This is a genomic window from Pseudomonas sp. DWRC2-2 (genome assembly GCF_049897885.1).
GTDB lineage: Bacteria > Pseudomonadota > Gammaproteobacteria > Pseudomonadales > Pseudomonadaceae > Aquipseudomonas > Aquipseudomonas azotoformans_A.
This window is the reverse complement of sequence record NZ_JAFCXD010000003.1, coordinates 168,949-190,883: the sequence shown is the minus strand read 5'-3', so window position 1 is coordinate 190,883 and position 21,935 is coordinate 168,949. Positions and strand designations below refer to the sequence as shown.

21 protein-coding genes and 1 riboswitch are annotated in these 21,935 nt (G+C 59.9%); of the genes, 11 read left to right on the top strand and 10 right to left on the bottom strand.

Annotated features, from left to right (window positions below; all coding sequences use genetic code 11):
* Window positions 1–15 precede the first annotated feature (15 nt).
* A riboswitch (S-adenosyl-L-homocysteine riboswitch) is annotated at window positions 16–121 on the bottom strand.
* A 198-nt stretch (window positions 122–319) separates the two neighbouring features.
* The 3 genes from ACP7EW_RS16130 (at window position 320) to ACP7EW_RS16120 (ending at window position 3,714) form a co-directional block, all read left to right on the top strand.
* Window positions 320–724, top strand: coding sequence for an acyl-CoA thioesterase (locus ACP7EW_RS16130; RefSeq protein WP_010207175.1), 405 nt, complete (start codon window positions 320–322; stop codon window positions 722–724).
* Between the two features lie 99 nt (window positions 725–823).
* Window positions 824–2,755: a patatin-like phospholipase family protein gene (locus tag ACP7EW_RS16125; protein WP_426218314.1), complete on the top strand. Its 1,932-nt coding sequence runs from the start codon at window positions 824–826 to the stop codon at window positions 2,753–2,755.
* Window positions 2,756–2,826: 71 nt separating this feature from the next.
* A complete protein-coding gene (locus ACP7EW_RS16120; RefSeq protein WP_426218311.1) occupies window positions 2,827–3,714 on the top strand; it encodes a formate/nitrite transporter family protein in 888 nt (295 codons plus the stop codon).
* Here the strand turns inward: ACP7EW_RS16120 and ACP7EW_RS16115 are convergent.
* A complete protein-coding gene (locus ACP7EW_RS16115) occupies window positions 3,708–4,967 on the bottom strand; it encodes a cation:proton antiporter (RefSeq protein WP_033897106.1) in 1,260 nt (419 codons plus the stop codon). The genes ACP7EW_RS16120 and ACP7EW_RS16115 overlap by 7 nt on opposite strands.
* 193 nt (window positions 4,968–5,160) lie before the next feature.
* Here ACP7EW_RS16115 and ACP7EW_RS16110 point away from each other — a divergent pair, with 193 nt between their 5' ends.
* Window positions 5,161–5,547, top strand: coding sequence for an MAPEG family protein (locus ACP7EW_RS16110; RefSeq protein ID WP_010207167.1), 387 nt, complete (start codon window positions 5,161–5,163; stop codon window positions 5,545–5,547).
* Window positions 5,548–5,633: 86 nt separating this feature from the next.
* Here the strand turns inward: ACP7EW_RS16110 and mltA are convergent, their stop codons facing one another.
* Window positions 5,634–6,818 carry a murein transglycosylase A gene (mltA, locus tag ACP7EW_RS16105; protein ID WP_426218308.1) on the bottom strand — a complete coding sequence of 395 codons (1,185 nt, stop codon included), beginning with the start codon at window positions 6,816–6,818 and terminating at the stop codon, window positions 5,634–5,636.
* Between the two features lie 129 nt (window positions 6,819–6,947).
* Here mltA and ACP7EW_RS16100 point away from each other — a divergent pair, with 129 nt between their 5' ends.
* Entirely contained in the window at window positions 6,948–7,397 is a 450-nt protein-coding gene (locus ACP7EW_RS16100; protein WP_426218306.1) for a c-type cytochrome, read from the top strand.
* Window positions 7,398–7,403: 6 nt separating this feature from the next.
* Here ACP7EW_RS16100 and ACP7EW_RS16095 read toward each other — a convergent pair whose 3' ends face one another.
* From ACP7EW_RS16095 to ACP7EW_RS16070, 6 genes are all read right to left on the bottom strand, one after another.
* Window positions 7,404–7,796 carry a DUF1090 domain-containing protein gene (locus ACP7EW_RS16095; protein ID WP_426218304.1) on the bottom strand — a complete coding sequence of 131 codons (393 nt, stop codon included), beginning with the start codon at window positions 7,794–7,796 and terminating at the stop codon, window positions 7,404–7,406.
* Between the two features lie 39 nt (window positions 7,797–7,835).
* Window positions 7,836–9,497: an NAD-dependent DNA ligase LigB gene (gene ligB / locus ACP7EW_RS16090; RefSeq protein ID WP_426218302.1), complete on the bottom strand. Its 1,662-nt coding sequence runs from the start codon at window positions 9,495–9,497 to the stop codon at window positions 7,836–7,838.
* A gap of 140 nt (window positions 9,498–9,637) precedes the next feature.
* A protein-coding gene (locus tag ACP7EW_RS16085; protein WP_426218300.1) for an IS3 family transposase occupies window positions 9,638–10,860 on the bottom strand; the annotation gives its coding sequence in 2 pieces (ribosomal slippage) (window positions 9,638–10,509 and window positions 10,509–10,860; 1,224 coding nt in all).
* Between the two features lie 36 nt (window positions 10,861–10,896).
* Window positions 10,897–11,262, bottom strand: coding sequence for a hypothetical protein (locus tag ACP7EW_RS16080; RefSeq protein ID WP_426218298.1), 366 nt, complete (start codon window positions 11,260–11,262; stop codon window positions 10,897–10,899).
* Window positions 11,263–11,484: 222 nt separating this feature from the next.
* Window positions 11,485–12,675, bottom strand: a complete 1,191-nt coding sequence (metK, locus tag ACP7EW_RS16075; protein ID WP_028618258.1) for a methionine adenosyltransferase — start codon at window positions 12,673–12,675, stop codon at window positions 11,485–11,487.
* A gap of 19 nt (window positions 12,676–12,694) precedes the next feature.
* The gene (locus tag ACP7EW_RS16070) at window positions 12,695–13,690 is read right to left on the bottom strand and encodes an ArsR/SmtB family transcription factor (protein WP_426127339.1); all 996 of its coding nucleotides are present in this window, start codon (window positions 13,688–13,690) and stop codon (window positions 12,695–12,697) included.
* 259 nt (window positions 13,691–13,949) lie between these two features.
* Here ACP7EW_RS16070 and tkt point away from each other — a divergent pair, with 259 nt between their 5' ends.
* From tkt to fba, 6 genes are all read left to right on the top strand, one after another.
* Window positions 13,950–15,947 (top strand): transketolase, encoded by a 1,998-nt coding sequence (gene tkt / locus ACP7EW_RS16065; RefSeq protein ID WP_426218296.1) that lies wholly within the window; start codon window positions 13,950–13,952, stop codon window positions 15,945–15,947.
* Between the two features lie 141 nt (window positions 15,948–16,088).
* Window positions 16,089–17,144: an erythrose-4-phosphate dehydrogenase gene (gene epd / locus ACP7EW_RS16060; protein ID WP_426218294.1), complete on the top strand. Its 1,056-nt coding sequence runs from the start codon at window positions 16,089–16,091 to the stop codon at window positions 17,142–17,144.
* Between the two features lie 17 nt (window positions 17,145–17,161).
* Window positions 17,162–18,325: a phosphoglycerate kinase gene (locus tag ACP7EW_RS16055; protein ID WP_025857657.1), complete on the top strand. Its 1,164-nt coding sequence runs from the start codon at window positions 17,162–17,164 to the stop codon at window positions 18,323–18,325.
* 29 nt (window positions 18,326–18,354) lie between these two features.
* The gene (locus ACP7EW_RS16050; protein ID WP_016977755.1) at window positions 18,355–18,582 is read left to right on the top strand and encodes a hypothetical protein; all 228 of its coding nucleotides are present in this window, start codon (window positions 18,355–18,357) and stop codon (window positions 18,580–18,582) included.
* Between the two features lie 47 nt (window positions 18,583–18,629).
* Window positions 18,630–18,965, top strand: a complete 336-nt coding sequence (locus tag ACP7EW_RS16045) for an MliC family protein (protein ID WP_426218292.1) — start codon at window positions 18,630–18,632, stop codon at window positions 18,963–18,965.
* A gap of 124 nt (window positions 18,966–19,089) precedes the next feature.
* On the top strand, window positions 19,090–20,154 hold the full coding sequence (gene fba, locus ACP7EW_RS16040) for a class II fructose-bisphosphate aldolase (RefSeq protein WP_003177554.1): 1,065 nt from the start codon (window positions 19,090–19,092) through the stop codon (window positions 20,152–20,154).
* 60 nt (window positions 20,155–20,214) lie between these two features.
* Here the strand turns inward: fba and ACP7EW_RS16035 are convergent, their stop codons facing one another.
* A complete protein-coding gene (locus ACP7EW_RS16035) occupies window positions 20,215–20,508 on the bottom strand; it encodes a fructose-bisphosphate aldolase (RefSeq protein ID WP_426218290.1) in 294 nt (97 codons plus the stop codon).
* A gap of 461 nt (window positions 20,509–20,969) precedes the next feature.
* Window positions 20,970–21,635: a polysaccharide lyase family 7 protein gene (locus ACP7EW_RS16030; protein WP_426218288.1), complete on the bottom strand. Its 666-nt coding sequence runs from the start codon at window positions 21,633–21,635 to the stop codon at window positions 20,970–20,972.
* Window positions 21,636–21,935: the final 300 nt, after the last annotated feature.

Sequence of the window (21,935 nt, the reverse complement as noted above, 5' to 3'; positions counted from 1 at the left end):
CCTCCATTCGTAGTGTGCGAATGGGCGCCGTTGTGCGTTTAGTATCCAGCTGGCTAACCAGGCCGGACAACGCCCCATCCGAGCCTGACAGGTTGAACCTGCTGCAGCGCCCCTCGGACAGGTGGCGGGAGAACGGTATCAACTAGAGATGACCGTTTTGAAACGGCGCCGATTATAGCCGTGTGCGCCAGACTTCCCAAGCCTTTCCGTCGGCCATATGAAGATCGCTGATGGGGTTGATAGGCAATGGCGCATAGAGCTTGAGCCCAGGCTCTGCCATGATGTTGCCCATCATTCGGCAAGACGCTTTGGAGTGACCATGAACTTCCACACCCGCAAATGGGTAAAACCCGAAGACCTCAACCCCAACGGCACCCTGTTCGGCGGCAGCCTGCTGCGCTGGATCGACGAAGAGGCGGCGATCTACGCCATCGTCCAACTGGGCAACCAGCGTGTGGTGACCAAGTACATCTCCGAAATCAACTTCGTCAGCGCTTCGCGCCAGGGCGACATCATTGAGCTGGGCATTACCGCTACCGAATTTGGTCGCACCTCCATCACCTTGACCTGTGAGGTGCGCAACAAGATCACGCGCAAAAGCATCCTTACGGTAGAGAAAATGGTCTTCGTCAACCTGGGTGAAGACGGTTTGCCAGCGCCCCACGGCCGCACCGAGATCCGGTACGTGAAGGATCAGTTCAAGGACGATAGCCTTCCTGAATAAGCCTGCTGCGCTGTGATTTGCTTTACCAAATCATTCCGCACGGATCTTTCCCAGGCGCTCTCATCACTCAGGACCACACCCTGTAGAGAGAGCCCATGGATGAAAGTGTTTAACTCGATCACCAAGATTCAACCCTCAGTGACTGAAGAGGCGTATGCCCCGACCCAACAAGCGTTGGAGACGCCGCTGGTGGAGGGGGTGGGCGCGCGCAATGTGACACTCATGCGTGATCAGCAGGGACGGGTGGACGTGTTTTTATCGGCCCCCCCTGTCACCAGCCTGATACTCAGTGGGGGAGGCGCCAAGGGCATTGCTTTCTCGGGGGTGGTACGGGCACTTGAGGACGCCCAGAAGCTGCAAGGTATCCAATCGATTTCCGGCTCATCTGCCGGCGCCATTTCGGCGGCACTGATTGCCAGTGGTATGGGGGCTGAAGCGTTCGACAAGTTGTCGGATGGTATCGATTTGCCCAGCTTGCTCAATAGCAAAGACGCCGTGACGGCCTGGATGCAGGATGCCAGTACGACACTGGGCAAGCTGGTTGGGCGCTTGCCCGGCGCTGTCGGCAGTACCTCTCTATTGTTGATGACCTTGCTGCCACGCCTGCAGACCGAGGCACTTCCCCTTGAAGAACTGATTCGCAATGAGTCGCGCCAGTCGATTCTGGGTCATATCGCGCAAACCCCTCGGGAAACCCGGTCGGCGCAAATCATGCGCATTGCTGACAGGTTGAGTGCCGGCGGCGCCCCTACGTTTGGCGATCTTGAGGTGCTGAGTCGGGATATACCTGCGATCAAGCAACTCAACATCACCGGCACTGGCATGTTTGCCGACCGTCCACAGCTGGTGGTGTTCAATGCGAGCCTGACGCCGCAGATGGACATCGCCAGGGCGGCGCATATTTCCGGCGCGTTGCCGCTGGTGTTCAAGAGTCCCGTGGAACAAGGTCATGGCTTTCAGGCGTCAGCTGAAAGCACCGTGTTCAAGGATGGTGGCCTGCTGCTCAATACTCCGGCGCCAGGTGTGGTGGATCGGGCGTTTCCCGAGAGCCCACTGGCCAAGGCCGAGGCGTTGATCGTCAAGTTCGAGTCAGATGCCTCTGGTGAGCGAGCGCGCAGTGGCAGTTTTCTGAGCCACTTGGCAGATCGCATCACCGGCGTTCCGCATTCGGCTGCGGGGGCCTTCCAGGACAAAAAGCTCGAAGCGTTCGCCGAGCAGATCGTGACATTGCCCCTCAAGACTGAAAAAGGCGATTTTCGAGGCCTGCTCACGGGCACGGTCAACTTCACGATACAGGATGAGCAGAAGCAGCACCTGCAAGCGAAGGCTCGCGAGGCGGTAGACGCGCATTTGGAGCGTCGTACCACTGCACTTGAGCACCACGCTTTCCAATCGCTGGATGACGCCGTGTTGGCCATGGACGATTCGATGCTCGCCAGCGTGCAACCGACGCTGCAAAAAGACCCCGCCGCCTCGGATGTACTGATGTTTCGGGAAAGCGCAAAACAGGCGTTGCAAGTCCTGGATGTCGCGATTGCCGAGGCTAACCAGGCACAGGGCGCGCTGGTGTTCACGCCGAGAATCTTATCGGCCCTGCGTAACCTCGACGCCTTGGCCGAGCGGCCTGAGCACATCGATTGGTTGGGACGGCGCCTCAATGTCGCCAGTCAGCCCAACTTTCAGCAGTTGTTGCAAGCGGCGGCCAAGCAGATCGCAGGCGGTGCATCGCCGATGTCCAAGGTCATTGGCCGTGCTGTTGCTGAGATGAGCGTGCGTGATATTGCGACGAAAGCTGAAAACTTCACGCGTGAGGTGATCTACCCGTCGCTGTTCCGACCCGGCCAGCCCGAGTCCAACGTTGAACTGTTGCACCGTGCGGCCCAGGACCTGGCATGGTCCACCACGGCCACCGAATTCAACCGGGTACTCGACACCCTCGTGGACGGTTACAAGGCACGTAACAAGCCTTGGGACAAGGCCTCCAGCTCCACCACCGTGGAGATGGCCAAGGCCTGGAAGCTAAAGGTTTAGTTGCCTGGCCACTGAACAGCCATCGCGGCGGCGTGTCGTAGCTACAGGCACCCCTTGGACTCCGGATGATCATGGCCACCGACGAATCAGGCAAAACCCCCAACCTGTCGCAGGAAGAGCAGCAGGACGTCGACAAAAACCAGCCACCCCGCGCGGCGGTACTGCATGAAATCATCCGCACCCAGGGCGACCAGGAGTTGGAGCGCAGCGTCGCCGCCTTGTGGTGGTCGGCGTTGGCGGCCGGGTTGACCATGGGACTGTCGCTGATGGCGATGGGGTTGCTCAACTCACGCCTGCCGGATGGCGAAGCCTTCAAGGTGATCGCCAGCTTCGGGTACTGTGCGGGCTTCCTGGCGGTGATTCTCGCGCGTCAGCAGTTGTTCACCGAAAACACCCTGACGGCCGTGCTGCCGGTGATGAGCAATCCCACCCTGGGCAACGCCGGGCGACTGTTGCGATTATGGACAGTGGTGCTGGTCGGCAACCTGTGCGGCACCCTATTGGTGGCTTACGTGATGCTGCACCTGCCGATCTTCGATACCCGGACTGACCAGGCCTTCCTCGAAATCGGGCGCAAGATCATGGAAAACGACGCCAGCCAGATGTTTGCCAAAGGCATCATCTCCGGCTGGATGATCGCGACCATGGTGTGGATGATCCCGTCGATGGAAAGCGCCAAGATGTTCATCATCATCTTGATCACTTACCTGATGGCGCTGGGGGACTTTACCCATATCGTGGTGGGCTCGGCGGAGGTGTCATACCTGGTGTTTGCCGGCGAACTGGCGTGGAAGGACTTCTGGCTGGTGTTCGCCGGGCCGACGCTGGCGGGCAATATCATTGGCGGCAGCTTTATCTTTGCGCTGATCAGCCACGCGCAGATTCGCAGCGAAAGCAGCTTGCCGGGTAAGAAAGCTGCGGACCCCAGGCATCCGCAGCGGATCGATAAGGATCAGTGAGTATCAGGTGCGGCCTGTGGCTCATCCCGGGTCACGCGCTTGACCAGTTTGCCGATGCTCAACCCCTGCAACAGGATTGAAGACAGCACCACGATGTAGGTGATGCTCAGCAGCAGGTCACGCTCCGGGCCCAGTGGCAGTGCCAGTGCCAACGCTACCGATACACCGCCACGCAAACCGCCCCAGGTGAGGATGCGGATGGTGCCGCGTGGCACCGTGCGCCAGCGCCGCAGCAACAGGATCGCCGGGGCCACCGTCAGCAAGCGCGACAGCAGAATTGCCACGGCCAGCAGGCTGGCGGCGAATACGTGCAACCAGTTGAACGGCAAGAGCAGCAGCTCCATGCCGATCAGGGCGAACAGCAGGGCATTGAGCATGTCGTCGAGCAACTCCCAGAAACCGTCCAGGTAGCGGCGGGTCATGTCGTTCATCGCCAACTTGCGGCCCAGGTTGCCGATGATCAGACCGGCGACCACCATCGCAATCGGTGCCGAGACGTGCAGCTCGGTGGCCATCGCCGAGCCGCCGATTACCAGGGCGAGGGTCAGCATCACTTCGATCTGGTGCTGCTCGATGCTCTTGATCATCAGGTAGACCAAGTAGCCAATCAGACCGCCGAATACCACTCCTCCGATGGCTTCATGGGCGAACAGCAGGGCGGTGGCGCCGACGGTCGGGGTTTCGCCCAGCTGTGCGATGCCCAGCAGCACGGTAAAGACCACGACAGCGGTACCGTCGTTGAACAGTGATTCGCCGACGATAGTGGTTTTCAGCGGTTTCGAGGCATTGGCCGTACGCAATACACCCAGCACCGCAATCGGGTCGGTCGGCGAGATCAGCGCACCGAACAGCAGGCAGTAAAGGAAGCTCACGTGCCAGCCAAACAGGGCGAAGATGTAATACGCCAGGCTGCCGATCACCACGGTCGCGATCAATACCCCGAAGGTCGCCAGCAGGCCGATGGGCCAGCGGTAGCTGCGCAGGTCGTTCAGGTTCACGTGCAAGGCACCGGCGAACAGCAGGAACGACAGCATCCAGTTCATCAGCAAATCGCCGAAGTCGATCTGGCCGATCAATTGCTGGATACGCTCTTCCAGGCCTGGGTAGCCGAGAACGCTCAAGCCTTGCAGGATCAGCGAAAACACCAGGGCCGTGACCATCACACCGATGGTGGGCGGCAGGCCGATAAAACGGAAATTCACATAGGTGAGCAGGGTGGTGAGGCAAATAAAGGCGGCGACAAGTTCAAGCATCCGGGGTCCTTGGAGGTTGGGTGGCAGTGCAGGGTTGGGTGGATGGACCGCGCCAGTGGCACGATGTTGCAAGGCATTGGATAAAACGCCATAGAACCTTTGGGCCAGCCAGGGCTCATAGCGGGTGAGTGCGGTTTGGTATTTTTAGTGCTAAAACTCTAATCGCTGTTTAAAACTACAAAAGGAATGTGTGATGACGGTCGCTTTCTGGTGTGTGTTGATCGCAATTTTTCTACCTTACCTGTGCACAGGTGTGGCCAAGTTCAGCGGCGGCAAGTTCGGCCCACGGCAGAACCACGACCCTCGCGCTTTCCTGGACACCCTTGAAGGGTTTGCCAAGCGTGCCCACAGTGCCCAGCTCAACAGTTTTGAAGTCACCCCGGCCTTCGCGGCGGCAGTGATCATCGCGCACCTGGCGGGTACGGCCGAATTGGTGACCATCAATGTGCTGGCTGTGCTGTTTATCACCAGCCGCCTGCTGTACATCATCTGCTACCTGGCGGATTGGGCGATGTTGCGTTCGCTTGTGTGGTTCGTGGGGATGGCGTTGATTGCGAGCTTCTTCTTTGTCTCGATCTGACGGTTGATAAGGGTCCCTGGGGGAGTGGGCTTGTGTGGTGAGCCCGCTCACCACAGCCCCACTACATTGAGTTGGGCAGAGCGTCTTTAGCTCCCCGCAGGTGCATCCGGGACCTGTGGCAACGCTGCACCCTTGGGCCACAACATCCAGATCTGCCCCTGCTGCTTCATATTCCCCGCCAGTTCACCCGCCGCATCGCCGGTGCCCCAGAACAGATCCGCGCGCACTTCACCCGTGATTGCGCCGCCAGTGTCCTGTGCAGCGACGGGCCGTGCGATTGGCGAACCGTCCGGCTTGGTGGTCGACAGCCACAACAGACTGCCTAACGGAATCACCTTGCGATCCACGGCCACGCTGTAGCCAGCGGTCAATGGCACGTTCAGGGAGCCGCGAGGGCCTTCGTTGCTGTCGGGGCGTGCGCTGAAAAACACATAGCTGGGATTGCTCGCCAGCAGTTCCGGAATGCGTTGCGGGTGCGCTTTGGCCCAGGCGCTGATGGCGCCCATGGTCACGGCTTCTTTCTTCAATTCGCCTTGTTCCACCAGCCAGCGGCCGATCGGGCGGTAGGGATAGCCGTTCTGGTCGCCATAACCGACGCGCAGTTGGCGCCCACCGGCCAGTTGGATGCGGCCCGAGCCCTGGATTTGCAGGAACTGCAGGTCCATCGGGTCCGTCAGCCAGGCAATCGGTTTGGCCGTGGAGCCCTGGCCGTTGATGGCGCTGGCATCGTCGTAAGGCTTGAGCACACGACCTTCCAGGCGACCGCGCAGGCGCTTGCCCTTGAGTTCGGGGTAGATGCTTTCCAGGTTGACGATGATCAGGTCGTCCGGCACGCCGTATACCGGCACGTTGGCTTTGGCGGTTTTGGTCAGGCTGCCGGGGTATACCGGTTCGTAATAGCCGGTGATCAAGCCGTTGGGTGTGTTGCCGGCAGAGCGCAGGCCGAACACATCCAGGCGCTCCTTGAGGAAGCCCCGCACCGCCGTAGCATTGGCGGGCACGGTCGCAGCGGCTGCGCACGTCGCACCCCAGATCGGGTCCGCCTTGAGGCGTTGGCAGGCGCTGCGCCATGATTCAAATCCGGCCAGCAAGTCGCTGTCGGACACCGCCGGTAACGCTTCCCACGGCGCATTGACATAAGTGGCGACGGCGTGGGGCTTGGGTGTTTCATCTTTGGCTGTTTCTTTGCCCGCGTCGCAGCCGGCCAGCAGCGCGATCATCGGCAGAGCCCACGCCAGGCGGCGGCCCCAGGGTTTCAACGTGACATTCATACAAACAGTTCCTGAAGCGATTGCCCACGCCGCAGCGCTATTGGGCAACCCTTATTATTAATAGGGCTATTGGTCTTTACGGGCGGGGCGAGGATACTGGCCGCCGTTTCCCGTGACCTCGAAGCCACCATGACTTTTAAAAGACTGACCGTTGTATTGCTGGCCTGCCTGACGCTGTCCGCCTGTGGCGGCGTAGATCCCAATTCTCCGCTGGGCCAGCGCAAGGCGATCTTCAAGCAGATGCTCAAGACCGGCGAAGACCTGGGCGGCATGCTGCGTGGGCGCATCCCCTTCGACGGCGCTAAATTTGCCCAAGGCGCGGTCAAGCTGGATGCGTTGTCCCATGAGCCGTGGAAGCATTTCCCGAGCGTGCGCGAGGAAGATCACACCAGCGCCAAGGACGATGTCTGGCAGAAGCAGGCGCAATTCCAGCAACTGGCCCGCAACCTTGAAGCGGCCACCGGTGAGTTGGTGACCATCAGCCAGGTCCAGCCTTACAAGGCCAGCAACCTGGGGCCGGCGGTGCAGAAAGTCGAAGATGCCTGCAGCGCCTGCCATAAACAGTTCCGGGACCACTGACCGGTTTTACTGGTCGAGTTCTTCCACCGCGTCCTGCAGTTCTTTGCGGGACTCGGCGAGTTTGTCTTTGCGTTTGTTGATCTTGTCCGCATCGCCTTTTTTCATGGCCTTGTCGAGGTCGGCCTGACGGCGGCTGACTTCATGCTTGGCATCGAGCACCTTGTTTTCCCGCTCCTTCTTCAAGGACGCGTCGGTGCAGTTGGCGGTGACTTCACTCAGGGCTTTTTCCAGACCAGCTTGTTGCGCACTGTTGCCGGCGGCCTTAGCCTGCTCGATCTGGGTGCTGATGGCTTGGCGCTTGGCGGCGCAGCCGGTGAGCTGTGGTGCTTGTTCGTCGGCCAGCAACGGTGTGGCCATGAAAGTTGCAACGGTCAGGGCAACGGGGGCTAGAAATTTCATGTGGGGCTCCAAGGTCGCAATCTGGTGGTCGGCTTGGGTTCAGAACCCGTCGATGCCGGCCACGCGTAATGTGTCTGCCAAGGCCTGTACTTGCGGGTCGCGGAAAAAAGCACTCAATTGCGCCGCGCGACCCGGGCCGATGCCATCGATGGCCAGCCAGGCCTGGGTGTCTCTCGCGACCAGCGTCTGCCAGTCGCCTTCCAGGTTGTTGCGTGCCGCGGGCGGTACGCCCAAGGCTTTGAGCCATTGGGCAAAGGACCGTTGCCGCGCGCTGTGGAGACTTTCGAGCACACGTGCGCGGCTGCGGTCACCGAAGCCCTCAATGTTAGCAAGCTCTGCCGCATCCAGGGTTAACCAATCGAGAAAGCCTGCGATTAGACCGGCCTGGATCAATACGTTCCAGGTTTCGCGACCTATATGGGGTAGCGCAAGGCCTTGATTGCTGCTCAGCCAGGTGAGGCGTGCGAGTAACTGCTCTTCGCAGCCGGGGTCCAGTTGCCAGCAGCTCAAGGCATGGAAGTCCCGTGGGTCAGGCACTTTCAGGTCTGCCCTGTGGGTGTTTCGCAGGATGACTTCGTCCAGCCGCGGGATCACCTGGCCCGCCAGGCTGATGGATATCTGGTCGCCAGGGCGGATATCCAGCGCTTGCCAACGTTTCAATGAGCCGGCGCTCACTCGGCTGATCTGTCGGTCATCCAGTCGCACCGGTTCCAGCTCCAGCATGGGGGTTATGCGTCCGGTGCGGCCGATCTTGAATTGCACGTTGCGCACCAGTGCCAGGGCCTTGCCTGCCGGATACTTCCAGGCGGCGGCCCAATAGGGCTCGCTGGCTTGCCAGCGTTCGGCGGGCGCGCGCTGAGCTTGGTGCACCACCACCCCGTCGCTGGCGAATGGCAGTGGGTGGTTGTACCAATAGGCACGCCAGTGCGTGGCTTCGGCGATGTCGCGGATAGGTTGGCTGAAGCGACGACTGTCGGTGAAACCCCAGCGTGCCAGTGTGGCCAGGCGCTCGGTAAAGGAAGCTGGCCCCTTTGGCCACGCCCAAACGAACAGGCCAATGCCGCTGGCATCGGTGTCGCTCAGTTGCAGGCGGTTCATTAGGCCGGCCACTTTGCTGCGGGCATTAAGCCCGCCGTTTGCCGATTGCACATGGTCGTCGAGCCGCCAATAGAGTTCACCTTGCAGCACCAGGTCGATGGGTTCCGGCAACTGTTGGACGATGCCAGGGATCTTGCGTGCGGAGGCGGACCAGTCGTGGCCCATGAGGCCGTCGCCCCGGCTGATGACTTGTCGCAGGCGACCTTGTTGATAGATCAGGGTCACCGCCACGCCATCCACCTTGGGCTGAATCCAGACATCTTCGCGTGTTTGCAGCCAGGCGCCGACGGCCTGTTCATCCTGCAGTTTCTCAAGGCCCGTATGGGCAATGGGATGAGGCAGGGTGCCGCGTGAACTCGCCAGTGGCTTGTCGGGTTTCGTGGTGGATTCGGGGAAGCATTGGCGCCAGTGGGCCAGGCGCTGGCGTGCCTGGTCATAGAGTTCATCGCTCACGGGGGATTGGTTGAGGCGATGGTAGCTGTCGTCCCAGAGGCGTATCTGTTCGGCCAGGGTGTTGACCTGTGCCCGGGCGGCGTCTGGGCACTCTTCGGCCCACCCGCTGAGAGGTAAAAGGCTGAGTACAAACGCTATCAGTAAAGGCATCGTGAGCATCCTTGCCCGGAAAGGGTGCCCAGCCTAAATGATCCTCTCGGCCACAAAAAAGCCCCGACGCTGCGGGGCTTTTTACGGGGTGTTTCTATTTACTTGTCTAGTCCTGAAATAGGTTTACACCTGTTTCAGTCTCAAAACGCCCGATGCACCGCATCGGGCGTTTTGTATTTCAGGGAAAGGTGTGGCCGTTCCCCGTTGTATATCAGCACCGACTCATCCACCATTTTCATTGCGTCCGCCAGATTTTTAGGGCGATACAGCAGGAACTCGGTCTTCAAAATGCCGTTTATCCTCTCCGCCAGAGCATTCTGGTAGCAGTCATAGCCGTCGGTCATTGAGCACCTGACACCATGACTAGCGTGCAAGCGCTGATAGAGCTCAGAGCAGTATTGGGCTCCACGGTCTGAGTGATGGATCAGTGGCAGCGTGCTTCGGCGCTCACCAACTGCCTTTTCCATCGCCTTGATTACCGACTCGGTATGCAAGCTCTCATGCACATGATGGCCTACGATCTTGCGCGAGTAGGCGTCTGTCACCAGGCTCACATAAGCCACGCTTTCCTGTGTCGGCAGGTAGGTTATGTCTGCAACCCAGACCTGCTCTGGCCTATTGGCCACGATCTGCTCATCACCTGCTTTGAGCAGGTTAGGGTGTCGGCGAAAACGGTGATGGCTGTCCGTCGTTTTGTGGTATGCCCGTTTGCGTACAACCAGTTCTCGGGCGTTGCGCAGGATGCTAAACAGACGGTCTCTGCCGACCCGCACTGATGCACCAACTTCAACGCTCATCAGGTAATGCAGCTTGCGCGTGCCTATCCGTGGCTGACGGCGGCGCTTTTCAAGAACAAAGTCCATGACCTCTTGATCTTGACGAGCCCTCTCGTCGAAAACCCGATTGCGTTGGTAATACGCTTGGCGCGAAATGCTCATAAACAGGCAAGCCCTCGTGATGCTCAGGCCTTGGATTTGCCCTTGCGAGAGGACTTGCCGGGTCGCTTTTTTACGACGGAAACACCGTAGTCATTCTTCAGAACATTCACGACGGCTTCGAAGAATTGCGCTTTCTGATTGCTTAGCGCCAGCTGTTCTTCGAGCTCTTTGATCCGCTGCTCGGGGGTCAGCGGGAGGGTTGGCTCGGTCATGGACCTGCTCCTCAGCTCTCGAATTGAGGCGCCTTGGCTCCAGTCCTGCCGGCCGTGCTTGCGTAGCCAGACCAGTACTGTGGACCGGCCCTGAATGCCGTAGCGCCGTTGAGCCTCTTTATAACTCAACTCGCCCTTTTCGACCTGGTCTACGACCGATAATTTAAAGGCTAGCGTGTAGTCACGCTGGCTCCGCCTTTTGCCCGAATCCATTGACTCCTCCTGAAGATAGGTCAGAAGGTGTAAACCTTATTCAGGACGGGACAACTTGAACAGGCCGCCCAGGGCTTTCACGGCGTCGGGCTTATCGGCCTTGGCCTCCTGTGTTTGCTGCTTGGCGTCGGCTTTGGCCTGGGCTTCAGAAAGTTTGTCACAACCTTTGTTGATCTGGTCCTGGGCGGCTTTGAAGGCCTTTACTTTCAAGGTGTCCTTCTGGGCTTCGGCAGCATCGATCTTGGTTTGCAGATCTGCGGCTTGTTTCTGGCAGTCGCCGGAGTTGCCGCCACCCAGTTGGGCGCTCAGGGCGCCGCTCAGTGCGCTCAGGTCCGCGGCGTTAACCGGCAAGGCGAACAGGCTGAGCAGCAGGGCGGCAGGGGCGAGCGTGGAAATGCGCATGAAAAACCTCAATGTTCGATTGCCTGCGCGCTGATGAATCCCGGGCTGGCGCAGGGCAATATCCAAATAAGGTGAAGGGCCCGAGAGGGCGCGGATTCTAAGGGGCCATCATTGGGCCTGCAAGCTTTGGATCCAAAAACTGTGAAGGTCGTCGCGCCATTCAGGCGGCAATAAAAAGCCCCGCCGAATGAACCCGGCAGGGCTTTTGTGTACCGAGAGCGATTACAGGCCGGCGGCAGTCCGCAGGTCGTTGGCGCGGTCGGTTTTTTCCCAGGTGAAGGTGGTGAAGGTGTCGTCGCCGACCGTCTTCTGCGCAGGGGTACGACCGAAGTGGCCGTAGGCTGCGGTTTCCTGGTACATCGGGTGCAGCAGGTCGAGCATGGTGGTGATCGCGTAAGGGCGCAGGTCGAAGATCTCGCGCACCAGTTTTACGATCTTGTCATCGCTGATCTTGCCGGTGCCGAAGGTATTCAGCGAGATCGATGTAGGCTGGGCCACACCAATCGCGTAGGAAACCTGGATCTCGCAACGCTCGGCCAGGCCGGCAGCGACGATGTTCTTGGCCACGTAACGACCGGCGTAGGCCGCCGAACGGTCAACCTTGGATGGATCTTTACCGGAGAACGCGCCACCGCCGTGACGGGCCATGCCGCCGTAGCTGTCGACGATGATCTTGCGACCGGTCAGGCCACAGTCGCCCACCGGGCCGCCGATGATGAACTGGCCAGTCGGGTTGATGTGGAACTGGGTGTCTTTGCTCAGCAGCTCGGCCGGCAGCACGTGTTTGACGATCAGCTCCATCACGCCTTCGCGCAGGTCGGCGTAGGACACGTCCGGGTTGTGCTGGGTCGACAGTACGACAGCGTCGATACCGACAACTTTGCCGCCTTCGTAGCGGCAGGTCACCTGGGACTTGGCGTCCGGACGCAGCCACGGCAGCAAGCCGGATTTACGCGCTTCGGCCTGACGCTGCACCAGCTGGTGCGAGAAGGTGATCGGTGCCGGCATCAGCACGTCGGTTTCGTTGCTGGCATAGCCGAACATCAGGCCCTGGTCGCCGGCACCTTGATCTTCAGGCTTGGCACGGTCGACACCCTGGTTGATGTCCGGGGATTGCTTGCCGATGATGTTCATCACGCCGCAGGTCGCGCCGTCGAAACCAACGTCGGAGCTGGTGTAGCCGATGTCGGTGATCACGTCACGAACGATCTGCTCCAGGTCAACCCAGGCGGTGGTAGTCACTTCGCCAGCGATGATCGCTACACCGGTTTTCACCAGAGTCTCGCACGCCACACGGGCGAACTTGTCTTCAGCAATGATGGCGTCCAGCACCGCGTCAGAAATCTGGTCGGCGATTTTGTCCGGATGCCCTTCAGACACGGACTCGGAGGTGAAAAGGGAGTATTCGCTCATCTCGATGTTTTCCTGATATTTACCGATGGTGAGTGTCGCCAGCCGGCCGCTGAAAATGGCGGACCTGGATCTGGAAACCATTACGTAAACCTACATAGAGGCTTTCCCCGGGAACGAGTCCCGCAGCGGTGGCCCAACGGGCCAGATCATCCTGTTCAAAACCCAACCAGAGATCACCGCAGGCCTCCCTGGCCCAATTCTGGTTGTGGCTGCATAAATCCGTAACCAACAGGCTACCGCCGGGGTGCAGCAGCCCGGCCATTTGCTTGAGGGCGTCGGCGGGGGCGGCGAAATGGTGCAAGACCATGTTCAGCACCACGCAGTCGGCCTTTAACGTTGTGTTGTTCAGCGCGTCCGCCAACTGCAGGCTGACATTGCCCAGCGACTCGCGCTCACACAGCTGGCGGGCCAGTTCGAGCATCGCCGGGCTGTTGTCCAGCGCGGTGACTTGCTGGAAGCGCCGCGCCAGTTCCGGCAGGAAACCGCCGTCGCCAGGGCCGACTTCCAGTGCTGTGGCCTCTTCACTGAAGCTCAGCTTGTCGAGCAGCGCCAATACACTGTCGCGGTACTGGGCAAGGCCGGCAATCAGGTCTTGTTGGGCGCGAAACTTCTCGGCAACCCGTGCGAAAAAATCCTGGCTGGCGGCGGCGCGTTGCCCATGCACCTGACCGATGCGCGACTGTACGTCGCCCGGCAGGCTCAGGTTATCCACTTCTTCAAGCAGGGCTGCGTGCAGTTTGCCGCCCAGCAATTCGGTATGGGGCAGGGCGCGGCGGTAGAAAATTGCGTTGCCTTCACGGCGGGTCGCCACCAGGTCGGCCTGGGCCAGCACTTTCAAGTGGTGGCTCATGCCGGACTGGCCGATGGCGAAGATCTGCGCCAGTTCCAGTACGCCGAAGGAATCGTTGGCCAGTGCGCGCAACACGTTCAAACGCAACGGATCGCCAGCGGCCTTGCACAAGGCTGCCAGTTCATCGCCGTCGTCGGGGCGCAGTGAGGGCATGGGTAGATTCATAAGGCCAGCAGTCTAGTGACGGGGGGAATGCATCGCAAGAGCAATATCAAAAAGTTTTGATATTGATCGATAAGTGGCGGTTATAAGCCGCCGCTATAACCTTTAGACGAATCGGTTAAAGGTTTCTGCAAGGGATTGATGCCCAAAGCACAGGAAAAACGTCCTCAAGTGACTATCTGTCATTGCCCGCAGGCGGTGGCTGAGGGAAAATGCCGGTCCTTTTTTCCGTTTCTTTTCAGCAAACCCCAGGAGATCAGCGATGCCCAGCCGTCGTGAGCGTGCCAACGCCATTCGTGCCCTCAGCATGGATGCCGTGCAAAAAGCCAACAGCGGCCATCCCGGTGCCCCGATGGGCATGGCGGATATCGCCGAGGTGCTTTGGCGTGACTACCTGAAACACAACCCGAGCAACCCGTCGTTTGCCGACCGTGACCGCTTCGTGCTGTCCAACGGCCACGGTTCGATGCTGATCTACTCGCTGCTGCACCTGACCGGCTACGACGTCACCATCGATGACCTGAAAAGTTTCCGTCAACTGCACAGCCGCACCCCGGGCCACCCGGAATTCGGCTACACCCCAGGCGTCGAGACCACCACCGGCCCCCTGGGCCAAGGCCTGGCCAACGCCGTTGGCTTCGCGCTGGCTGAAAAAGTCCTGGGCGCGCAGTTCAACCGCCCTGGCCACAACATCGTCGATCACCACACCTATGTGTTCCTGGGTGATGGCTGCATGATGGAAGGCATTTCCCACGAAGTCGCTTCCCTGGCCGGCACCCTGGGCCTGGGCAAGCTGATCGCTTTCTACGATGACAACGGCATCTCCATCGACGGCGAAGTCGAAGGCTGGTTCACCGATGACACCCCGAAGCGTTTCGAAGCCTACAACTGGCAGGTGATCCGCAACGTCGACGGCCACGATCCGGAAGAGATCAAGACCGCTATCGACACCGCCCGCAAGAGCGCGCAGCCGACCCTGATCTGCTGCAAGACCACCATCGGTTTCGGTTCGCCGAACAAGCAGGGCAAAGAAGACTGCCACGGCGCCCCACTGGGTGACGCGGAAATCGCCCTGACCCGTGAAGCCTTGAAGTGGAACTACGGCCCGTTCGAAATCCCGGCTGATATCGCCGCTGAATGGGATGCCAAGGAAAAAGGCCTCGCCACCGAAGCCGAGTGGGACCAGCGTTTCGCGGCCTACTCCGCCGAATTCCCTGAGTTGGCCAACGAGTTGGTACGCCGCCTCGCCGGTGACCTGCCTGCTGACTTCTCGGAAAAGGCCTCGGCCTACATCGCCGAAGTCGCGGCCAAGGGCGAAACCATCGCCAGCCGTAAAGCCAGCCAGAACACCCTGAACGCCTTTGGCCCTTTGCTGCCTGAGATCCTCGGTGGTTCGGCTGACCTGGCCGGTTCCAACCTGACCCTGTGGAAAGGCTGCAAAGGCGTGTCGGCTGAAGACGCCAGCGGCAACTACATGTACTACGGCGTCCGTGAGTTCGGCATGAGCGCCATCATGAACGGCGTGTCCCTGCACGGTGGCCTGGTGCCTTACGGCGCGACCTTCCTGATGTTCATGGAATACGCCCGCAACGCTGTACGCATGGCCGCGCTGATGAAGAAACGCGTGATCCATGTGTACACCCACGACTCCATCGGCCTCGGTGAAGACGGCCCGACGCACCAGCCTGTCGAGCAACTGACCAGCCTGCGTACCACGCCGAACCTGGATTGCTGGCGCCCTGCCGATGCGGTGGAATCCGCCGTGGCCTGGAAACACGCCATCGAGCGTAAGGACGGCCCTTCGGCGCTGATCTTCTCGCGTCAGAACTTGCAGCACCAAGTGCGTACCGACGCGCAGATCGCCGACATCAGCCGTGGCGGCTACGTGCTCAAGGACTGCATCGGCGAGCCGGAGCTGATCCTGATCTCCACCGGTTCCGAAGTGGGCCTGACCGTTCAGGCGTACGACAAGCTGACTGCCCAAGGCCGCAACGTACGCGTAGTGTCCATGCCGTGCACCAGCGTGTTCGAAGCCCAGGACGCCGGTTACAAGCAGTCGGTGCTGCCGTTGCAGGTCAGCGCGCGTATCGCCATCGAAGCGGCGCATGCCGACTACTGGTACAAGTACGTGGGCCTGGAAGGCCGCGTGATCGGCATGACCACCTACGGTGAGTCGGCGCCGGCGCCAGCGTTGTTCGAAGAGTTCGGTTTCACCCTGGAAAACATCCTGGGTCAGGCTGAAGAGCTGCTGGAAGACTAAGGCTGTAAATTGGGGTGGTTGTACTGACGCCTTCGCGAGCAAGCCCGCTCCCACATTAGATCGCGGTCTAAATGTGGGAGCGGGCTTGCTCGCGAAAGCGGTCTGACAGCCACCCCGTTACCCAAGGTAATCGAGAACCCCATGCCTCAACCGCGTCCCTACAAAGTTGCACTCAACGGCTACGGCCGCATTGGTCGTTGCGTCTTGCGTGCTCTGTTCGAGCGAGGGGCGGCGGCCGGGTTTGAAATTGTTGCGATCAATGATCTGGCTGACATGGCCAGCATCGAATACCTGACACGCTTCGACTCCACCCACGGCCGCTTCCCCGGCGTAGTGCGAGTTGAGGACGACTGTCTGCATATTAATGGCAACTGTGTGCAGGTCCTGCGCAGTGCCACTCCCGAAGGCATCGACTGGAAAGCACTGGGCGTCGACCTGGTGCTGGAATGTTCCGGTGTCTATCACACCCGTGCCGACGGCCAGCGTTTTCTCGACGCCGGCGCACCGCGTGTGCTGTTTTCCCAGCCGATGGCCAGCGAGGCGGATGTCGACGCCACCATCGTCTACGGCATCAACCAGGATTGCCTGACCGGCGATGAGCTGCTGGTGTCCAACGCTTCCTGCACCACCAACTGCAGCGTGCCGCTGTTGCGCTTGCTGGATCAGGCGATTGGCCTGGACTACGTGTCGATCACCACGATTCACTCGGCGATGAACGACCAGCCGGTCATCGACGCCTATCATCATGAAGACCTGCGCCGTACGCGTTCGGCGTTCCAGTCAGTGATTCCGGTGTCCACCGGCCTGGCGCGCGGCATCGAGCGATTGCTGCCGGAACTTGCCGGGCGAATCCAGGCCAAAGCCGTACGGGTGCCGACGGTGAACGTGTCCTGTTTGGACATCACCATGCAGACCGTCAGCGACACCGATGCGGCGGAGGTCAACCGGATCCTGCGCGACGCCGCCACCAGCGGCCCGCTCAAAGGCTTGCTGGCCTACACCGAGTTGCCCCACGCCAGTTGCGATTTCAACCATGACCCGCATTCGGCGATTGTCGATGCCAGCCAGACCCGCGTTTCCGGCCCAAGGCTGGTCAATATCCTGGCCTGGTTCGATAACGAATGGGGTTTTGCCAACCGCATGCTGGATGTTGCGGAACATTATCTGCACATCGCCTCTAAACAACCTCAACAGTAATTCAGGAACTGCGACCCATGACCGTGTTGAAGATGACCGACCTCGATCTGCAAGGTAAGCGCGTACTGATCCGCGAAGACCTCAACGTCCCAGTCAAGGACGGTGTTGTCACCAGCGATGCGCGAATCCTGGCCTCGCTGCCGACCATCAAGCTGGCCCTGGAAAAAGGTGCGGCCGTGATGGTCTGCTCCCACCTGGGTCGCCCGACCGAAGGTGAGTTCTCCGCCGAAAACAGCCTCAAGCCTGTTGCCGATTACCTCAGCAAAGCCCTGGGCCGTGACGTGCCGCTGGTGGCTGACTACCTGGGTGGCGTTGACGTTAAAGCCGGCGACATCGTGCTGTTCGAAAACGTGCGCTTCAACAAGGGCGAGAAAAAGAACAGCGACGAACTGGCCCAGCAATATGCGGCGCTGTGTGACGTGTTCGTGATGGACGCGTTCGGCACCGCTCACCGCGCCGAAGGCTCGACCCACGGCGTGGCCAAGTTCGCCAAGGTTGCCGCTGCCGGCCCATTGCTGGCCGCTGAACTGGACGCACTGGGCAAGGCGTTGGGCGCTCCGGCCCAGCCAATGGCTGCCATCGTGGCTGGCTCCAAAGTGTCCACCAAGCTGGATGTACTCAACAGCCTGAGCCAGATCTGCAACCAACTGATCGTTGGCGGCGGCATCGCCAACACCTTCCTGGCCGCCGCCGGCCACCCGGTGGGCAAGTCCCTGTACGAACCGGACCTGCTCGACACTGCCCGTGCCATCGCCGCCAAAGTCAGCGTGCCATTGCCGGTCGACGTGGTGGTCGCCAAGGAATTTGCCGAAAGCGCCGAAGCTACCGTCAAGCTGATCGCTGATGTGGCCGCCGACGACATGATCCTGGATATCGGCCCGCAAACCGCGGCCAACTTCGCCGAACTGCTGAAAGCCTCCCAGACCATCCTGTGGAACGGTCCGGTAGGTGTGTTCGAATTCGACCAGTTCGGCAACGGCACCAAAGTGCTGGCCAAGGCCATCGCTGAAAGCTCGGCGTTCTCCATCGCGGGCGGTGGCGACACCCTGGCGGCCATCGATAAATATGGCGTTGCTGACCAAATCTCCTACATTTCTACCGGTGGCGGCGCGTTCCTGGAATTCGTCGAAGGCAAAGTACTGCCCGCCGTGGAAGTGTTGGAAACCCGAGCCAAAGGCTGAGGCTCGTGATCCGGAAAAGGAGTGTTCCCATGATCAAGTCGTTGGCTATGGTGATCGCAGCGGGCCTGTTGGCCGGCTGCGGCAGCACGCCAAACGCTGAGCCGGACGCTGGCAAGCCTGCAGCGCAGCAAAAAAAGAGCTGCTACCAGGCGGACTGGCAAGCCGAGACCATGCCGGTGATCAACAAGCGCATCGGCAACGAACGGCTAGAGAAATACGACGCCGCGCCCAACGGTCAGGAACAGGGTTGCCCTTGACGGGTCTGATCAACTGGCGGCCATCGGTCGCCTCACGAGGATTGGCAATGAAAGGCGTTTTCGCCCTGGCAGCCCTGGCCCTGTTGGCCGGCTGCAGCAGCATGAACATGTTCAGCAACAAGGCAGAAACTGCCGACAAGTGGACCACCTGGACCTGCGACAGCAAGGCTGAGGTCAACTGGCGCTTTGCCAATGCGGCTAAATCTGAGGTGGAGTTGCGCCTCGGCGGTTCCGATCAGGTCTACCGCCTTAAACAGGACGTGGCCGCCTCGGGCGTGTTGTATGCCAACGACCAATTGGCGTTTCACACAAAAGGTGAGGAAGGCCTGGTTTACTGGGTCGCTACCGATGATTTGATCGGGCGCGGCTGCAAAGCGCAGTAAGCCTGACAGCAATAACGATTCAGCAGGCCAGGCCTACAAACCCTGACCTGCAATAACTTGAATAGCAGCCGCCGCTACGGCAGGCTTGCACGATTAACGACCCTCGACCGGGAGAGACAACACAATGGCACTTATCAGCATGCGTCAAATGCTGGACCACGCAGCCGAGTTCGGCTACGGCGTCCCAGCCTTTAACGTCAACAACCTTGAGCAGATGCGCGCCATCATGGAAGCCGCTGACAAGACCGACTCCCCTGTGATCGTCCAGGCTTCGGCCGGTGCGCGCAAATACGCCGGTGCCCCGTTCCTGCGTCACCTGATCCTCGCCGCAATCGAAGAATTCCCGCACATCCCGGTGTGCATGCACCAGGACCACGGCACCAGCCCTGACGTGTGCCAGCGCTCCATCCAACTGGGCTTCAGCTCGGTGATGATGGACGGCTCCCTCGGCGAAGACGGCAAGACCCCGACCGACTACGAGTACAACGTACGCGTCACCCAACAAACCGTCGCCATGGCCCACGCCTGCGGCGTGTCGGTTGAAGGCGAGCTGGGCTGCCTGGGTTCCCTGGAAACCGGCATGGCCGGTGAAGAAGACGGCATCGGCGCCGAAGGCGTGCTGGACCACAGCCAGATGCTGACCGACCCGGAAGAAGCCGCCGACTTCGTCAAGAAGACCCAAGTCGACGCCCTGGCCATCGCCATCGGCACCAGCCACGGCGCCTACAAGTTCACCAAGCCGCCAACCGGCGACGTGCTGGCCATCGACCGCATCAAGGAAATCCACAAACGCATCCCCAACACCCACCTGGTGATGCACGGTTCTTCCTCGGTGCCGCAAGAGTGGCTGGCGATCATCAACCAGTACGGCGGCGACATCAAAGAAACCTACGGCGTACCGGTTGAAGAAATCGTCGAAGGCATCAAGTACGGCGTGCGCAAGGTCAACATCGACACCGACCTGCGCCTGGCATCCACCGGTGCGATGCGTCGCCTGATGGCCACCAACCCAAGCGAGTTTGACCCGCGTAAGTTCTTCGGCGCGACGGTGACGGCAATGCGTGATGTGTGTATTGCTCGCTACGAGGCCTTCGGCACTGCGGGTAATGCTTCGAAGATCAAACCGATCTCGTTGGAAGCGATGTACCAGCGGTATTTGAAAGGTGAGTTGAACGCCAAGGTGAACTAAGCCTTAGTCGTTTAAAAAGAAGCCCGCAGTGATGCGGGCTTCTTTTTGCCTGGAATTTGATCAGGCGACGTTGGGCGTATCAAAACCAAGGTGTTCGATCACGCGGAACACATCACTGACGTCCTGCACCAGAATGCGTGCCGTGTTCGTCACATTGTTCAGGTCGCGCTCGGCAAAGTCCGGCAGGCTGGTGCAGGCCATCAGGTTGAGGTGTTCGAGGGCGGCGTTGAGGCGTTCGCGCAGGCAGGCGTGGAGGTCCAGCAATGGGGCGTTGCTGTCGATCAAAAGGACAGGGTTGTTGGTAGCGTTTTCGGTGCAGGGGTAGTAACGGCGGGGCGGTAGTTGGTTCTTCATGGCAAATCCTTAACTCATGAGAAGAATGGCCACCGTTTGCTGCGAAACAAATAGGGTGGCAGCTGTGCGCGGGTTCGCAGACCGAGGAGTTAAGACCCGGCAGACCCGAAGGTCTCCCACGCACAACCGCCATAACAAAGACGGCCGTCGGCAAGAATACCGGGGCTGCTTTAACGGTTGTGGTTTTAACTCTGAAGGGCTGCGAAACCCTATCGCCGTTCAATGTCGGCGACGGGGCGAACTATAAGCGTGGCCCTGGCTCACCGCAACGGCCCTGTAGGACGCCGTACCCCTGTGGGAGCCGGGCTTGCCCGCGATGGCGTTGGGCCAGTCACAGAATCTGTTGCCTGATACACCGTCATCGCGGGCAAGCCCGGCTCCCACAGGGATCATTGGCGTGTTCAAAAAGGTGATTGATCTCTGGCTCGTTCGGATAAGGCCTACACGATAGTGAGCGATGCTCAGTCGTGATCAATATCCAACTTCGCAAACGTCACCCGCGCCCCTTCCTTGCTATCCCCACTGTTGTCCTGCACATACGCCCCCGCCTTGAAATACAGAGGCTTCGCCCCCCACGCCGCACCAATGCGCTCATTCCACTCCCCGTCCGCCGCATACACACTGAGCAGCCCGGCTTTGTTGAGGTTGATCACGTAGGTGAAGCTCTTTTCCAGCGGCACATTCGAGGCCACGATGATCACTCGCCCTTCACCGTCATCCGGGCGCATGCGCACCTTGGCGACGATATTCCCGGTCTGGGTTTTTTCCTTGAATTGATACTCCAGTTTGATCAGTGGTTTCTGGCTGTCATAGGCATGAATCTGCCCAATCACGATCTTGCCGCTGGACGGCACCTGGTTGACCTCTAACGTGGCGCGCAGGAAGTTGTCCGCATCCGGGTAGGTCCAGTTACGCAGGCGCCCATCGGCATAGGTTTCACGCAGTTCGCTGCGCGGGTACACGGCGTTTTCGGTGCGGGTGCCGGTCACGGGGGTCCAGAATTGCACGTTGCTGCCTTCGGCCTGGAAGTATTGGTCGTTGAAGCCGCTCATCAGCCTGGGAGTTTCGATGGTCGCGGGCGGGGAGCCGACAGGGATGCTGAGGTTCCAAGTGGACAGGTCGATCATGGCGTAGGCCTTTTTACAGAGAGGTGTAGGCTATGGCCCTTGGGCCAGACAGGTTCTTTATAGGTGGTGTTAACCGTCTTGTTAAACGTTTGCTGGCAAATTATTGGCGTCAAGTAAGTGTCAAAAAGCCATGTTCCCCATGATCCGGGGGCCCCAGGCACAGACCGTTAGTCGGCTTCCTGAAAATTGGCGCAATGATGGCACCGCCATTACTTCTGATTTTTCGGAACCGGGGCTAGAGTGAGGCCTCAGAGTTTGTCCGGGTTTTCTGTCAGAATTGACCGGAATGGCTCCCAAGGA

Bases quoted from the DNA above. Each gene is read 5' to 3' on its own strand.
- ACP7EW_RS16130 (WP_010207175.1), top strand. From the start codon at position 320: ATGAACTTCCACACCCGCAAATGGGTAAAACCCGAAGACCTCAACCCC.
- ACP7EW_RS16125 (WP_426218314.1), top strand. From the start codon at position 824: ATGAAAGTGTTTAACTCGATCACCAAGATTCAACCCTCAGTGACTGAA.
- ACP7EW_RS16120 (WP_426218311.1), top strand. From the start codon at position 2,827: ATGGCCACCGACGAATCAGGCAAAACCCCCAACCTGTCGCAGGAAGAG.
- ACP7EW_RS16115 (WP_033897106.1), bottom strand. From the start codon at position 4,967: ATGCTTGAACTTGTCGCCGCCTTTATTTGCCTCACCACCCTGCTCACC.
- ACP7EW_RS16110 (WP_010207167.1), top strand. From the start codon at position 5,161: ATGACGGTCGCTTTCTGGTGTGTGTTGATCGCAATTTTTCTACCTTAC.
- mltA (WP_426218308.1), bottom strand. From the start codon at position 6,818: ATGAATGTCACGTTGAAACCCTGGGGCCGCCGCCTGGCGTGGGCTCTG.
- ACP7EW_RS16100 (WP_426218306.1), top strand. From the start codon at position 6,948: ATGACTTTTAAAAGACTGACCGTTGTATTGCTGGCCTGCCTGACGCTG.
- ACP7EW_RS16095 (WP_426218304.1), bottom strand. From the start codon at position 7,796: ATGAAATTTCTAGCCCCCGTTGCCCTGACCGTTGCAACTTTCATGGCC.
- ligB (WP_426218302.1), bottom strand. From the start codon at position 9,497: ATGCCTTTACTGATAGCGTTTGTACTCAGCCTTTTACCTCTCAGCGGG.
- ACP7EW_RS16080 (WP_426218298.1), bottom strand. From the start codon at position 11,262: ATGCGCATTTCCACGCTCGCCCCTGCCGCCCTGCTGCTCAGCCTGTTC.
- metK (WP_028618258.1), bottom strand. From the start codon at position 12,675: ATGAGCGAATACTCCCTTTTCACCTCCGAGTCCGTGTCTGAAGGGCAT.
- ACP7EW_RS16070 (WP_426127339.1), bottom strand. From the start codon at position 13,690: ATGAATCTACCCATGCCCTCACTGCGCCCCGACGACGGCGATGAACTG.
- tkt (WP_426218296.1), top strand. From the start codon at position 13,950: ATGCCCAGCCGTCGTGAGCGTGCCAACGCCATTCGTGCCCTCAGCATG.
- epd (WP_426218294.1), top strand. From the start codon at position 16,089: ATGCCTCAACCGCGTCCCTACAAAGTTGCACTCAACGGCTACGGCCGC.
- ACP7EW_RS16055 (WP_025857657.1), top strand. From the start codon at position 17,162: ATGACCGTGTTGAAGATGACCGACCTCGATCTGCAAGGTAAGCGCGTA.
- ACP7EW_RS16050 (WP_016977755.1), top strand. From the start codon at position 18,355: ATGATCAAGTCGTTGGCTATGGTGATCGCAGCGGGCCTGTTGGCCGGC.
- ACP7EW_RS16045 (WP_426218292.1), top strand. From the start codon at position 18,630: ATGAAAGGCGTTTTCGCCCTGGCAGCCCTGGCCCTGTTGGCCGGCTGC.
- fba (WP_003177554.1), top strand. From the start codon at position 19,090: ATGGCACTTATCAGCATGCGTCAAATGCTGGACCACGCAGCCGAGTTC.
- ACP7EW_RS16035 (WP_426218290.1), bottom strand. From the start codon at position 20,508: ATGAAGAACCAACTACCGCCCCGCCGTTACTACCCCTGCACCGAAAAC.
- ACP7EW_RS16030 (WP_426218288.1), bottom strand. From the start codon at position 21,635: ATGATCGACCTGTCCACTTGGAACCTCAGCATCCCTGTCGGCTCCCCG.